The 14,701-nt window shown below is 66.9% G+C and carries 10 protein-coding genes; 5 read left to right on the plus strand and 5 right to left on the minus strand.

Features of this window, described 5'->3' with window-relative positions; all coding sequences use genetic code 11:
* Positions 1-8: 8 nt before the first annotated feature.
* Positions 9-569, minus strand: a complete 561-nt coding sequence (locus tag VGB24_RS02495) for a hypothetical protein (protein ID WP_331071374.1) — start codon at positions 567-569, stop codon at positions 9-11.
* Positions 570-970: 401 nt separating this feature from the next.
* Between VGB24_RS02495 and VGB24_RS02500 the strand changes: the two genes are divergently transcribed.
* The 5 genes from VGB24_RS02500 (at position 971) to VGB24_RS02520 (ending at position 9,105) form a co-directional block, all read left to right on the plus strand.
* Positions 971-1,168: a hypothetical protein gene (locus VGB24_RS02500; protein ID WP_331071375.1), complete on the plus strand. Its 198-nt coding sequence runs from the start codon at positions 971-973 to the stop codon at positions 1,166-1,168.
* Positions 1,165-3,405, plus strand: coding sequence for a putative bifunctional diguanylate cyclase/phosphodiesterase (locus VGB24_RS02505; protein ID WP_331071376.1), 2,241 nt, complete (start codon positions 1,165-1,167; stop codon positions 3,403-3,405). Before VGB24_RS02500 ends, VGB24_RS02505 begins: the two co-directional genes overlap by 4 nt.
* A 1,647-nt stretch (positions 3,406-5,052) precedes the next feature.
* Positions 5,053-5,859, plus strand: a complete 807-nt coding sequence (locus tag VGB24_RS02510; RefSeq protein ID WP_331071377.1) for a vWA domain-containing protein — start codon at positions 5,053-5,055, stop codon at positions 5,857-5,859.
* A 91-nt stretch (positions 5,860-5,950) separates the two neighbouring features.
* Complete coding sequence (locus VGB24_RS02515) at positions 5,951-7,666, plus strand: protein phosphatase 2C domain-containing protein (RefSeq protein WP_331071378.1); 1,716 nt, start codon at positions 5,951-5,953, stop codon at positions 7,664-7,666.
* A 38-nt stretch (positions 7,667-7,704) separates the two neighbouring features.
* Entirely contained in the window at positions 7,705-9,105 is a 1,401-nt protein-coding gene (locus VGB24_RS02520) for a lipopolysaccharide kinase InaA family protein (RefSeq protein ID WP_331071379.1), read from the plus strand.
* 34 nt (positions 9,106-9,139) lie between these two features.
* Here the strand turns inward: VGB24_RS02520 and VGB24_RS02525 are convergent, their stop codons facing one another.
* The 4 genes from VGB24_RS02525 to VGB24_RS02540 all read right to left on the minus strand — a co-directional run bounded on the left by VGB24_RS02525 (position 9,140) and on the right by VGB24_RS02540 (position 14,649).
* The gene (locus VGB24_RS02525) at positions 9,140-11,446 is read right to left on the minus strand and encodes a KAP family P-loop NTPase fold protein (RefSeq protein ID WP_331071380.1); all 2,307 of its coding nucleotides are present in this window, start codon (positions 11,444-11,446) and stop codon (positions 9,140-9,142) included.
* A 907-nt stretch (positions 11,447-12,353) separates the two neighbouring features.
* Entirely contained in the window at positions 12,354-13,199 is an 846-nt protein-coding gene (locus VGB24_RS02530; RefSeq protein ID WP_331071381.1) for a hypothetical protein, read from the minus strand.
* 43 nt (positions 13,200-13,242) lie between these two features.
* The gene (locus tag VGB24_RS02535) at positions 13,243-13,971 is read right to left on the minus strand and encodes a DNA alkylation repair protein (protein WP_331071382.1); all 729 of its coding nucleotides are present in this window, start codon (positions 13,969-13,971) and stop codon (positions 13,243-13,245) included.
* Between the two features lie 9 nt (positions 13,972-13,980).
* Positions 13,981-14,649, minus strand: a complete 669-nt coding sequence (locus VGB24_RS02540; protein WP_349263883.1) for a YceH family protein — start codon at positions 14,647-14,649, stop codon at positions 13,981-13,983.
* Between the last annotated feature and the right edge of the window lie 52 nt (positions 14,650-14,701).

Here is a 14,701-nt window from a genome sequence, read left to right on the forward strand (position 1 = left end):
GCCGCCGCTCACCGCTTGGCCGCGCCCTCCACGCGCCCGCTCTGCCGGATCAGGAACAGGTGTGGCAGGCCTTCATTCGCCAGCGTCACGTACTCCGAACCCGGCAGGTGAGCGATCGCGAAGGCCGGATCGGGCTCCGATCCGTCTTGCGCGGCAGGCTTGAGCACGGTCAGCAGTGTCTGGACGACGACGTCTGCCTGGTCGCCGTACACGGAGGCGTAGTAGGGGATCATGAACTTCTCCACCGCCGACTGGCTCCAGAACACGGCATCCGCCGCGTACGTCCCGGCGGGAATCATCTGCCCCGCCGGGACCTCCAGGTTCAGCAGGTCCACCGGGTTCGACTCGCTGCCGATGGTCGCGACCTCCACGGACGGCGACGAGCCGTAGTCCACCTTTGCAATGGGGAAGATTGCACAATCTTCACACGTCGGCTTCGCATCGTGCACCCTGATCACCAGTTGCCCGTCCTCCGGCCCCACCGTGATCCAGATGTCCTTGTACCGGTAGGCACTGGCGGTTTCGGCGACGCGCCGAAGGATGTCGTAGTTGATGTCGGGCATGGTCATGATCACGCGCTCGCATTCAGGGTGAACGACAGACCGCCGCGGCCGACCCTCCGGGCAGGCGGGATGCGCCGGAATCTCGCAAGTAGCACGCCCCTGAATCCGCCATTGTTTGCGGTGGGCGCCGCCTGCTCCGTGAGATCGTTCTGCGTGCGCGCCAGCCGAGCCGGACTGGCAACGATCTCACCTCGGCCCCGACGACCTCGTGAAGGGTACCGCCGCGGCGGGTGATGATGCACGTGTCCGCGGACAATGCCGCCAGCATGGAGAGCCCGGAGATCGTCATCGAGGATGATCCAGCCCAGTGCTCTTCCGTAGCAGGCTCGTTCCCTGCATCTTTCCCGCGTCCGGATCCCGAACCCGGGCCTGGACGGGAACCCGCCGAAGGGACCCCCCGCCATCACGTGCTCTCGCGCGCCGGCGTAACCACCACCATCCACGCCATGCTCCCCCAGCCCCTCGTGGTGCAGGTGAACGGGAGCGACGGCCGTCTCCTGGCGAACGCCTGCGCCGGGTCCTTCTCCACCGCCATATTCGAGCGATCGGGCCTGCCGGCGGCGCTGGTGCCGCCTGCCGCCGTGAGGGCCCCCTGGTTCCCGTGAACGGCGCCGACCAGCCGTCGGGCGCGGAACGCCGGCGCGCGCAGCTTCCCGAAAAGGACGTGCTGACGGTGCGCTGGCTGGCCATCCTGGGGGCGGTGGCGGTGGTCGGGTTCGGATACGTGTACCGCGTGGTGCTGCCGCACGCGCACGACCCCTGGAGCTACCGCTTCGGCGTCGCCGGGGTGTGCCTGGTGGTGGCGGGGATGTCGTTCGTCCCGGGGCGGCCCGGGTTCATTCCCGCCGTCTACACCCTGTTCGGCGTCATCACGGCGTGGGTGGTGGTGCTGCTGGGGATGAACGACTTCGCGCCGGAGTACGCGCTGGGGCTGGTGGTCATCGCCGCCATCATCAGCGCCGTCCTTCGCAGCACCCGCGCGCTGGCGGCCTACGGCGCGGCGACCATGGCGGGGGTGGCGGTGGCGGCCGCGCGCATCCCCGAGCCGCGGGTGAGCCCGCTGCTCTTCGGCAGCTACCTGGTGGTGATCCTGGTGCTGTTCTACATCGTCGTCCGCAACCGGCTGCGGGCCGAGCGCGAGATCGCCGCCAGCGAGGAGCGCTACGCCCTGGCGGCGCAGGGGGCGCACGACGGCCTGTGGGATTGGGACCTGCGCCGCGGCGCGCTGTACCTGTCCCCGCGCTGGAAGGAGATCGTGGGGTGCGCGGACGGCGAGATCGGCTCCGACCCGGCGGGGTGGTTCGACCGCATCCATCCCGACGACCGCGCGCGGGTGGACGCCGACCTCTTTCGCCGCGGCCAGGGGGCCGGCGGCCTGTTCGAGAGCGAGCACCGGGTGCGGCACAGCGACGGCGGCTGGAGGTGGGTGCTGGTGCGCGGCGTGTGGGTGACGGACTCGCGCGGCGCCATCGTGCGGATGGCGGGGTCGCAGACCGACATCAGCCAGCGCAAGCACTTCGAGGAGCAGCTGCTGCACGACGCCCTGCACGATTCGCTGACGGGGCTGCCCAACCGCGCGCTCTTCCTGGACCGGCTGGAGCGGGCCATCGCCCACACGCACCGCCATCCGGAGCGCCAGTTTGCCGTCATCTTCCTGGACCTGGACCGCTTCAAGGTCATCAACGACCGCGTGGGCCACCTGGCGGCGGACCGGGTGCTGCAGGAGGTGGCCGGGCGGCTGCTGCGCTGCCTGCGCGCGGGAGACAGCGTGGGCCGGCTGGGCGGCGACGAGTTCGCGCTGCTGCTGGAAGACACCGACAACCCGGCCGTGGCCGCGCAGCGGGTGCAGCACGAGCTGCAGGCGCCCTTCGAGGTGGCCGGCCAGCAGCTGCTGGTGACGGCCAGCCTGGGGATCGCCATCAGCTCCACCGGGTTTTCGCGTCCCGTAGACGTGCTGCGCGACGCCGACGCGGCGATGTACCGCGCCAAGGCCCGCGGGCGGGCGCGGGTGGAGATCGCCGACGCGGAGCTGCACGCGCACTCGCTGTCGCAGCTCGAGCTGGAGAGCCAGCTCCGCGAGGCGGTGGAGAACGGGGAGCTGCGGCTGCACTTTCAGCCCATCGTGGTGATGGAGTCGCGCGAGCTGGTGGGGTTCGAGGCGCTCCTGCGCTGGCAGCATCCCGGGCGCGGCCTGATCGGGCCCGAGGAGTTCATCCCGCTGGCCGAGCAGACGGGGATGATCATGCCCGTGGGCGGCTGGGCGCTGCGCGAGGGGTGCCGGCAGATGCGGGAGTGGCGAGGCGCGTACCCCGAGGCGCACCGGCTGTGGCTGAGCGTGAACCTGAGCAGCCGGCAGTTCCTGCACCCGCAGCTGGTGCAGGAGATCCACGGCGTGCTGGCCGAAACGGGCTTTCCGCCCGACCGGCTGCGGCTGGAGATCACGGAAAGCGTGATCATGGACGACCCCGCCACCGTCACCCAGGTGCTGCAGCGGCTGCGCGAGTCGGGGATCCGGATGGCGCTGGACGACTTCGGGACGGGGTACTCGTCGCTGGCCTACCTGCACCGGCTGCCGCTGGACACGCTCAAGATCGACCGCTCGTTCGTGCACCAGATGCACACCGATCCCGCCCTGCAGGCGGTGATCCAGACGGTGATCTCGCTCAGCGACTCGCTGCGGCTCGACACCGTGGCGGAGGGGGTGGAGACGGACGAGGACGCCCGCGCGCTGCACCGCATGGGCTGCCGCCTGGGCCAGGGCTTTCTCTTCTCCCGACCCCTTCCCCCCGCCGACGCCGGCCGCATTCTCGCCGCCCTCCCCGCCGTCCTCGCCGCCCGCTGAGCCCAGAGCAGTCTTCTGATCGATACTCCTGCGCAACCTCAGGCAACGGCCCGAGGTACGTCGAATCCTGTTCGAGTCCGGGGCCAGGCGGCAGGTACCCGTTGCTGGACTGTGTCTGTCGATGCCGGTAGTCGGTGATCGTGGTTCGAGCCGTGATGCGCGACGCCCTAGTGGATCATCGACTTTGACCCAAGCGCGGGCCACTACGGCGGGCGCATCGTGTTCGAATGCACCCCGCCCGACTTGGTGGCGGCGCGTCCACGCTCACCGGCAAGCGCCCGGCGCCATGCGTTAGGGCCCGGCCGGAGGCTGTCGCAACTCGCTGAGCAGTCGGTGCTTTTGAGCCTAACCCTGCGCGCACTCAGGTAGAACATTGCCCCGCAGTTCGCTGGTTCCTCTGCCGGCGGCGGTAGGACGCCCCTCAAACGACGCGTTCACGCGGGTGTCGAAGATACGCTGACTTCAGTTTGCGCAGCCGCCGAGTTCAAAGTACATCCGCGTGCCCCGCCGCATCTTGGCAAGGTATTAGAACTGACATCTATCGGATGCTTAGCTGCAGCTTGTCCTCGGGAAGCTTGTCTGGCGAATCTCCGGGATGGACTCGCAAGACTAGGCAGTGTGGTAGTAGCAATAGAGCGAACTCACGGATTTGGTGATCATGATCTGTCAACAGTTCCGCGACCTCTTCCTTCGAGATCTGTGCTCCGAGCACCTCACAGACTGCCGCTCTGGATCTCGCATCGTTGTACAGCCAAGCGAAATCACGCAGTGTGATCTTCGACCACTGCTCCCTCTGGAGTCGAAAGACGATATCCCACTTCGTCACCGGGCAAGGCGTGTTTCCGGCTTGGGTGATCGCCTGCATTTGTTGCTGTGTTACTGCAAAGGCACGCATCAGTTCTTTACGTGGGCTGGTAATTTATGTGCGCCCGACGTACACGGGCCTGCTGGAGCCGATCCGCAGGCGATGACGGCGCGGCGCGCGGGGGCAGCGGCGGATGGCTGCACCCTGGCGGGGATGCCGCCGAGGCGTTGCGAACGTTGATTATGGACAACTCGTTGGGGAAAGGGAATGCCGGGGCGGGACGAGGGCCTGCAGAGAGCGGCGACGTAGAGGGTGATAAATCGAAACGGCGGGGCGAAACGAATCCGTTCGCTTCGCCTCGGCGCGCATCCCGCATTTCCACGAATTTATCATCAAAAAGGTTGGGGAACTCCCCATCCAGCGTCTCCACCAAGCACATACCTGCCGCTGCGGACCAGCCGATGGTGCGGATGATCACAAGGTCATACCCGTGCCTGCGCAATTTAGTTAGCGAACGTACGCACGGCTGAGGGTAACGCACCTGTATTCGACTCTTGATGAAATTTCCTTCCTGCTGCTCACTCACAACACCGAATGGCCCACCACCGACGGCTCATTCTCGCTGCGAATGCCAATTAGTACAATCAGCGCTCGTGCAAGAGTCTTGTGACGTAACTATACCGGCCACATATTATCGAGGGACCGAGCTGTCCTTCGGCGATCCGCCACCCGGAGTTGTAGCGACAAGGCATGGCCGTCTGCATACCCTTATCTGTCCGGGTCAGGTTTCTGTTAGGCCGCATCTTCATCGTTCATCCCTTTTTTACCGATGGAGCCCACGAATGGCGTACACCCAGAAGATTGGTGCCAACAATCCCGGTGTGATTCTATTACTTGTGGATCAGTCTGGCTCCATGAGTGATGATTTCCAGGGGCATGGGCCGAAGTCGGCGGCGGCCGCCCTCGCGGTTAACCGGGTGATATACGAGATCCAGGAAGCTAGCCAGGCAGGCGAGTACATCAAGGATCGATGCATGGTGGGCGTGATCGGCTACGGTGCGCGCGTAGTGCCCATTGCTGCAGGGATGATTTCGGAGTTAGCGGCCCAGCCCAAGCGGGTGGAGCAACTGCAGAAAAAGATCGGCGACGGGGCCGGCGGGCTGGTGGAGATCCAAATCGAGATGCCAGTGTGGGTAGATCCGGTCTCCGAGAACGGCACGCCGATGGCCGAGGCGTTCGGCGTTGCGCACGATCTACTGCTCAAGTCATGGATCCCGGCGCACCCGGACTCCTTTCCCCCGGTGGTGATCAACATCACCGACGGCGAGCCGAACGATATGGACGCCGCGCGGGCGCAGGCGAGGCGGCTCATGCAACTGCGCACCAGCGACGGCAACCTGCTGCTGTTTAACGCGCACATCTCCAGCAAGCACTCCGTGGAGGCCCGCCTGCCCCACTCGCCCACGCAGTTGCCCGACAAATACGCCAACTTCCTTTTCGACATCTCCAGCCCACTCCCCGACACGCTGATGGGGGAGGCGGAGAAGGTCGGATTCTCGCCGCAGACCGGCGCGCGCGCGTACGTTTTTAACGCGGGCCCTGAAACCCTCATCAAGTTGCTCACGTTCGGCTCTTCCGCAATGCGCTGAACCCCCATCGGCAGGAGCCCGGAATATGCTGAGCGTGGTTGGCCGTTCACAGGCGGAACCCCGGGATCGCGGGCGATCACACGCTGGCGCCGTGTCCCTGTACTTCGGCGTTCGGTTGGCAGCCAAGGCCGGGGAAAGCCCGCATGACTGCCAAGACGCGTGGTGGGTGAACCCCGCGGAGATGCGCGTAGCCGTATCAGACGGTGCGGCGCGGTCGCTCTTTCCGCGCGAATGGGCATGGCTGCTGGTGCGCGCCTTCTGCGGGGGTGAGAACGGCGCGGCGCGCCTGCCCACCACCGCAGCGGAGTGGCAACGCTGGCTAGATGGCCCACGCAGGCAGTGGTTGGGGCAGGTGCGGGAACGGATCGAGCGCTCTCCGAATCGACTGCTGCTTCACAACCGCCTCGTGCAACGACATCCCGCCGCGGCCACGCTAGCCGGGTTGGTGCTCACCCCCACGCTACAGGAAGTGCGATGGGAGAGCACCACGCTGGGCGATACTTGCATCCTGCACTTCTTCGGCCGCACTGTCGTGTCCCACCCGGTGTCCCAGTCGGTTCAGTTCGACAGCCACCCCCTTGCGCTGCTTAGCGTTTCGGACCCGAGCCGCGAGCGCGTTCCCTCGGTGCGCTATGGCGTCGCGGCCCCGGGCGATCTGCTAGTGCTTGCCACCGACGCCTTGGCCAAGTACCTGCTGGTGCAACACGAAGGCGGCAGGGACGTGCGCCGGATGGTGCTGGAGTGGATGGCGGACGAGAACGACGCATTGTTCGAATCCCGGCTGGCTCGCGCCCGCGACTATCGCGCGGCGGGCGGCGGTGTCAGCCCGCTGTACCTGGAAGACGACGACATCACCTTGATGGTGATCTCTGTCGGTGATCGGCAGCCAGGCCTTCATCCGCTCGAGCAGGCAGTACCTCCGCCCATTCCAACCGCTAGCCCCGACTTGGCGGGCGAGGTGGCCGTCGCAAGGCATGAGGTGGGCGGCTTCTCGGACGACTGGCTCGCCACCCGGCCTGGAGCGGACCTGCTGGGGGGTCAGACCGCCGAGGTCCCCGCAACGCTGCCAGCGATCCACTCGCATTTCGCCGCCGCCGCCGTTCGGGATGAGTGGACGGAGATCCAAGGTTCGCTCCGAACGCCGCCGACCGCACACTCGGAGAAAACCGACTCGGTCGCTGACGGAGGGCAGGGGGAGTTCGAATCTGCAGGGGCGCATGGCGACCATGCGCGCCTAATCTGGCCACGATCGCGCTGGGGCGCGTTCATGCGCGTGTGGCTCAGGCGCCTAGCTTGGCGGTGGCTACTGCGGTTCACCTACAAGCGGGTGCTCGTCGCTCTCGGCTTGAGTTTGGCCAGCAACGTATACTTGCTGGAGCAGGCTCGCGAGCAGGATCAGGAACAGCCGCGCGTAAGGTCGCGCGCCGACCACGCGGACAATGACCCGGTTCAGGATACTGACTTAGAGCGGCCCTCCAATCCCCCGCGTCTCGTACCCGGAACCATGTTGTTCTCCGCGCCGGGGGAGAAGACCGGGATCTTCAAAGTAGGGAATGACAGCTTGGCTGCTCACCCGCGCTCCGTTAAGAATGGGTGGGCCGAGATCACGTTGGAGGGGTGGGTCGCAAGGGCGGATTCGCTGGGAAAGGACAGCGTGGAGATCACTACTGCCGTGCGGTTGCGCGAGGATCCGTCAACAAGCCTGGGGCGCTCCTTGGGAACGCTGCAGCCAGGAGCCCGGCTGGAGAAGCTGGGGGAGCGCGACAAATGGTACCATGTGCGGCTGCGCAGCTTCGTGCGGCTTTGATGGCAACGAGCCGCCGACATACCGAGAAGGACTGAGCAATGGCGCCGCGTATTTATCCATCCCTCCAAGACTACAACATCGCTGTCGAGCACCTGCCCCGCTTTGCTCGCGAGCAGCGGTTGCTTCACTGCATACCGCGTCGATCGACAGGGGGCAAGCTGGTAGCCTATAGCGGGGGGTATTCGAGGGTGTACGCGGTCGATCTGGGCGGCCGCACGTATGCACTGCGCTGCTGGACGGCGGATGTAGGCGACGCGCGCGAGCGGTATCGGCACATCAGCGCCCATTTCCGCGCCAACCCGCTGCCGTACTTCGTGGAATTTGAGTACCTCGAAAATGCGCTCGTCTCCAAGAACGAGTGCTTTCCCGTTCTATGGATGGAGTGGGCGCACGGGTTGCGCCTACGCGACTTCATCGCACAGAATGTGGGCAACCCCACCGCGATGCATACGGTGGCGGAATCGTTTCGGGAAATGGTCGCCGACCTGCACGCGCGGCAGATCTCGCATGGCGACTTACAGGACGAGAACATCATAGTGCAGACGGCGGGCGCGCCGGGCGGCACGCGGCTGCGCCTTATCGACTACGATAGCGTGTACGTACCTTCGCTGCAGGGATATCCGGACCAGATCATCGGGGTGAGCAACTACCAGCACCCTCGGCGCAATGCGCTGCGCGTGGCCAGCCAGTGCGCTGACTACTTCTCGGAATTGGTGATCTACTTGTCGTTGCTGGCCTACGCGGGGAATCCCTCCCTCTGGGATCCCGCGCGTGACAAACAATTGCTCTTCACCGAGCACGATTTTGCGGCGCCGAACAAGTCCGCGGCTCTCCAGAAATTACAGTTTATGTCTGGGAGCGTGGTGCCGCTTTCCAAGCTCTTGGCGGCTTGGTGTCGCGAGCCTGATGTATCGCGGCTGCAGCCGCTGGAGGAAGTGCTCGCGGACGTGGTGGCCTCGCCCGCGTTCCCGGCCGATTTCTTGGTTCCGCGCGCGGCAGCCTCACGCGCCGGCACCGCTGCGCCTCCGGACCCGTTTCCCTCGGACTTCCTGCAGCCCCCGCCGCCGCGGTCCGCTACGGCGGCCTCGGGAACGGCCGACATCATCACCATCGACTGGAACCAGTTCTTTGCCCAACCAGGGCTCGTACCCGTACAGTCCGCGAAGCCTGCTCAGCCCGTGCAGGCGTCTAGGCCCGCACTGGCGCAGTGGGACGAGTTCTTCAGCACACCCCCGGCTCTCCCGGTGGCGCGTCCGGCTCCTTCCCCGACCCGGTTAGCCCCGCCGTCTGCGGCCCCTCCCGCGCCCCCTCCTCCTGCGGTCACGGCCAGCAGCAGCTCCCCAACGGTGGTGATTGCCATTGTTATTCTAGCGGTGCTGCTCCTCTTGGCCTTCCTGGTCCTCAGAAACACTGACCTGTTTAGCGGGAGCGCCGGATGATTCCTACTGCCCCTTCCCAGGCTGACCGCGCGGCTCAACCCATTTTGCTGCCGCCATCGGAGCCCGGCTCCACGGGCGGGCCCTCCCCTTCCGCGTAGCGCGGCGGGGCTGGCACCGCGCCCGCCACCTCGCGCGCATACGCGTCCTCCTGCGGGCGCGTATCCGAACCCTCTTCACGAGCGGAGGGCTGTTCGCGTGAAGCTTCGCCGCGCGCGTCTCTTGCCGTCATCCACTGCCCATGTAACTGGGCAAAGGCGCGGAGCAGATCACCCTTGCCGCCAGGGAATCCGAGCACCATCCGGCCGTCTTCCGTCTGGGCCCACATTGAGATGGCTTGATGCACCACGCCGGGCTCACTGATCTCGTGAAGGTGCTGGTAGTCCTCGGCGCCGAAGCCGTTCGCCTGGCCGGGTTCGGCCGTCCACTCCACCACTTGGGCCGGCAGGGCCACCGCAATGTGCGGATGGCTCAGCACCACCTCGCTCAACCAGCTCTTTGCGCGTTCACGGTCGCCGTAGCGAGCCCACAGCAGGTACTGCAGTGGGGCATCCGCTGGCGGGTGGAGCGTACCTTCCAGCCGGTCCTGTGCGCGTTGCGCCAACACCCGCCCGATCGCGTCGTGATGGCCGGAGTCATCTGAGAGCAGGCGCATGGCCCGGAACACGGCAGCCCCCATGGAGAACGGCTCCGCGAAGCGTGCCAAATCGGCGGCGAAGTTCGTTCGCCCTGTCTGGTGCACTCGGGCGATGAGGGCGCTGAACAGAGCTGGGGTACCAGGATCAGCGCCGCACGCTGCTCCGGCGTGGGTCGCGATTGCCCGGGCAATCTGCGATGCCGCCTGCCCGGGTAGGTGGTGGCGCATAAGCCGCGCGTGGAACTCGCGAGACCCCACGCTCGCCAGCACCGTGGTTAAACGCGGGCCCAAGGCCTCGGCCGCGTGCTCATAAGCCAGCCCTACCAATTCTTTAATGTCTTGGTCGCTGATGTCACCAGGGAGCAGGGTGTAAGTAAAGCAGCGGTCAAAGTACGGTTCACAGCATACTCGCTGTTCCCGGATCCATCGTGGCTGGTCGGATGCGGGGAGCTCGCCTCGTGCCAAGGCGCTCAACTGCGGGAACAGCGTGCGTAGTAGCCACTCCGCCTCCTCGCGCTCTGCCGGGGCGAGCGCACGCAACCGAATCCCGATCCCAGCCTCGAATCGGCGGCTCTGGCGGTCTATTTCACTGACTCCCGCCACGTCCGGGAGTTCGATCAGGAACTCGCGCGAGGTCCTGACGGCGTCGTAGATGGATGGATAGCAGATCCGCATCCCCTCCACGAGCACTTGGTCAACCGTGTTCACCTCGCCGTGCAGCGCGGGGACTGAGAACTTAACCAAGTTCAGGAAGCGGTGAGCGATGCGCGGATTGGACAAGGCGGAGCCAAAGCCCTGCCGCGCCTTTTCCTCCAGTTCTGCGGCCTCAGCGGGGGAGAGTTGCGTTCCTGCGTCCCCCAATGCGCGGTGGATCGCGGCCAAGCAGTGCTTCTGTAGCCGCTTGCGGTTCATCGCCGGCAGGTGCAGCGGCACCTGGACAATTTTTTCCAAGAAGCGCGTGCCCGCGTGGCGTGAATCGTACGCCTTGCCCAAGGCTCGTGACACCAGGCGCGGGTCAAAGGCCAGGACAAAGGTGGTATGGTGAAAGTCTGCAGTCAGCTTCACCAGCCGGAAGACGGCGCGGATCTCTGCCTTTTCCAGCCTGTCAAGGTCATCCATCAGGACTACCACGTGCTGGCCACGGCTCTCAAGGGCTGCATCGATGCGACGCTTTTCACGGTCTAGGTCCGGCGCTGAAAGCCGGCGTGAGAAGCGTCGAAGAGCGTGCCCTGGGCTTATTTCCAGGCCGCCACCCCCGGCCGCGCTACCGAACACTGCGGTGACAAGGAGAGAGAGGAACTCTAGAACGCGTGCGAAGCTCCTGCGCAGTCGACTGCGGTACGGCGGATCCAGTTGCTGCGCAAAGTGCTCGAAGAAGCTCCTCAGCAGCGCCTCTTCACCATTGAACCGCCACGGATTGAATCGCACCACGACCATCTCGGGCCTTTGTCGGAGCCGGTGCTCAATAAAATTCAGGACAGTAGTCTTGCCATCGCCCCAAGCTCCGTACAGACCCAAGACCACGCTGCCCTTACCTGTGCGCCCCCGGATACGTTCAACGACCCGCCCGGCAAACTCGTCGCGCTGGTAGTGGTCTGCACGAGGATGCGTGATGGGATCGTCGTGGGAAAGAAGTAGGTCTTCTGGCCGGCCGCGCGAGATCGCCGATTTCCACGGCTCCGTGCCGGTTTCGTGAAGTTGTACCATGGCAGGGTCTCCTATCAAACGACGCCCATTTAAAGCCGCATTCACCTATATTATAGAGTCCTATCGATTTGAACGGAAGGAATTTCGTTTGGCAACCCAACGCACGTGGGAACTTCGCCGGAACGTTGGCTGGATCGCTCGTCTTCGCGAGCGCAGAGCAGCGATGTTCAAATGAGTTCAGGCTGTGTTGCGTTTCTCCGCCTGTATACCGGGGGGTTGGCCACGTCCGCCCTGAAGGCTTGGCGCGGCCGGCCTCGTGGCGTCACGGAGGGATGGCGCAGCAATTGTAAGCGTGCCGTCGCTGCTGCGCTGCCACTGTCCAGAAGTCGGGGGCAGCGGCTCAGGCGTGAAGCATGCCACCCGCTGATCCGCGACCACCCGCGCAGACTACTCACCGATGTTCAGCCGGAGTTCCTGGGGTCCCGTGAACGTGAGTGGAGCGATGCGAACGTAGATAGGAATTGTCGGTGGCGGTCCGGCGGCCTTTGTGCCGCGCGCCTGTTGCACGCCGCGATTGGAGTCTGATGAGCGTGTCCACCCGGGTGAGTCACTCGTCGTGACTTGTGTGTTTACCCCGGCCGCAGCTCCGGTTCTGCGGGGCGACGGAGGCTGAGGAGTGCCTGCCCGGCTACTGGGTTTGGGAGTCGCCCGCGGCAACACCCTCGGCTACCCCCCGGTCCGGTGGCGCGCCGCTGAATACCCGATTGAGGTGCGGTAGGGCGGCCTGGCCCAGTCGCTGGCACGGCACGTTTCCGAGCCCTTCCGCGCGTACGGGACCGAGCGCGAGGCGCTGGACGCGCTGTGCGTCCGGGCAAGCCCCGCGGGAATTGGGGCCACCCGCTGATCGGCACGACCCGGAGAGTGGCGCCGCGGGGCTGGCTCTGCGCACCTGCCGGGCAGCGATCCGCTAGGGTGCGCGGGGGATCGGAACGTTGGACCAGGCGGGCGGGGCAAAGACGTGGCCCGCGCCCACTCCCACCGCGCCGCCGAACAGGGCACCGACACCCGCTCCGGCGGGAGCCACGAGCACCCCCCAGCCGCCCCGCGAGGCCAGGACCCCGCCGAGCAGCAGCCCCCCGCCGACGGCCCCTACCGCGCCGCCGATGCGCCTTCCGCGGGCGCGGTCCGGGCCCAGGCTCACCTGCAGGCGGGTGAGCTCCGCCCGCGACAGGCGCGGCGGTGCATCCCCGCCGCGCAGGGAGAGGGAATCGGTGTCGAAGTCCGTCAGGCGTGCCCGGGTGAGGGGACGGCCGGCGGTGGCGAAGCGCACCACGGCCCCCCGGCCAGGCTGCACCGTGCCGCCGGGAAGGCCCCGCGAAACGTCCAGCGGCTCGGGCGCACGCGGCGGCCCCTCGCGCGCGTACATCACGCCGCCCACGGTCGAGAGAAAGATCAGCGTGGTCATGAACGTGGGCACGAACTCCTCGTCTCCCGCCACGGAGCCCAGCCCGGCCCCGGCGCTGACCCCCACGACCAGGAAGGCGTACCTGAACAGCCTGCCCCGCGGCGAGCCTGGCACCTCCAGGCGCGCGATGGAGCCCGCCGGCACCTGCGCCAGCCCCATTCCGGGCGAGACGATCCGCAGCGTGTCGCCCCGCGCGGCGACGATGATGCCGGGAACCCCCGCTTCTTGCCCGTCGCGCAGGTACAGCGTGACGGGTGAGCCGCTGGTGAGCGGGCGCGGTTCGTCCTGCGCCTGGGCGGCGGCGGGAGCGGCCGCCAGGAGGGCGGCCCAGAGCAGCAGGTACATCATGGCCAGGGGCCCGGGGTGAGTGGATGCGCCTCCGCCGACGCGATCACGGGCTCGGCTCCCGTCGCAGGTAGACCGCGCGCAGCTCGGGGGGAAACCTCTCGATGGCGTAGCGCAGCATCGTCCGGGGCATGGTGCGGTGGTGCCGGCGGAGGAAGGTCTCTTCGGTGGCGCGGTCGCGGTTGCCCACCTCGCGCAGCATCCATCCGACGGCCTTGTGGATCAGGTCGTGCCGGTCGTCCACCAGCATCCCCGCGATCCGCAGCGTGGTGCCGAAATCGTCATGGCGGGTGAAGTGCTGCGTTGCGAGGATGGCGATCCGCCGCTCCCACAGCGAGTCGGACCGCGCCAGCTCCTCCAGCACCGTGCGGTCCCCCGCCTGCAGGTGCGCGCCGACCACGTGCGGCGCGGACGAATACACCAGGTCCCAGTTATTGATGTACTCGGTGTTCGCCAGGTACAGCCGGTAGATGGCCTCGCGCGTATCCTCGCCGCCGCGGGGGTAGGCGTCCGCGAGCAGCAGGCAGGCGAGCAGCCGCGCCTCGTGCCAGGGGGAGCGCAGCAGCTCCGCCGTGCGCTCCAGCGGCAGGCCGCGGTACTCGCGGACCAGCCCGCGCAGCACGGGCACGCGAATGCCGAGAAACCGGTCGCCCTCCGCGTACTCGCCCGGCCCGGTGCGGAAGTAGCCTGCGACGAACCGCGCATGCTCGGGATCGCCCAGCGCCTGGAGGCGCGCGGCGATCTCATCCGCGGTGGCGGTCGGGTTCGTCTTCACGGGTGGTGCTTACTGGAATTGGGAGCGAAACGCGTCGAGGTCGGCTCGCAGCGCCGCGACCTCGGCACGGAGTTCTTCGACGGTACGCTCCAGCGCGGCGACCCGGTCGTCCTCCGGACCGGCACGGCGGGTGGAGACGGGCCGCTCTTCCTCCGCCGCGGACCCCTCGGCCTGCGCCGGCTCGCCGGCGAGAAGGTGCGCGTAGCGGACCTCCTTCTGCCCCGGGCGTCGGGCGAGGCGCGCGACGAGGGGCTCCGGCTCCCGCGCGATCAGCGAGTCCAGCAGGTTCTCGAGGTCGGCCAGGTCGGCGAACGGGTGCAGCCGCTCGGTGCGCGCGTACAGCTCCCCCGGCGTCTGCGGCCCGCGCAGCATGAGCACGCCCAGCACGGCGAGCTCGGGCCGTACGAGCCTCAGCTCTTCGTCCAGCCGGTGCTCGAACTTGGTCACCCGCGAACCCGCCCGCTGAATCTGCCGCAGCAGCCCCCGGCGGCGGAGGGCGACCGTCGCCGGGACCAGCGCGTCCTCGTCCAGCCGCATCACGGGTTCGCGGTTGGTCGTCTGGTTGCACGCCGCCAGGAGGGCGTTCAGGGATAGCGGGTAGTTGTCGGGCGTCGTGACCTCCTTCTCCAGGAGCGAGCCGAGGATACGCACTTCTACGTCTGTCAGCGGGGGATGCACGGCGGGGTTCTCCTCCGGTCGATCAGCGGGTATCGCGCGACCGCCGGGCGCA

Origin of the sequence: Longimicrobium sp., from assembly GCF_036399935.1 — a bacterium.
Lineage (GTDB): Bacteria > Gemmatimonadota > Gemmatimonadetes > Longimicrobiales > Longimicrobiaceae > Longimicrobium.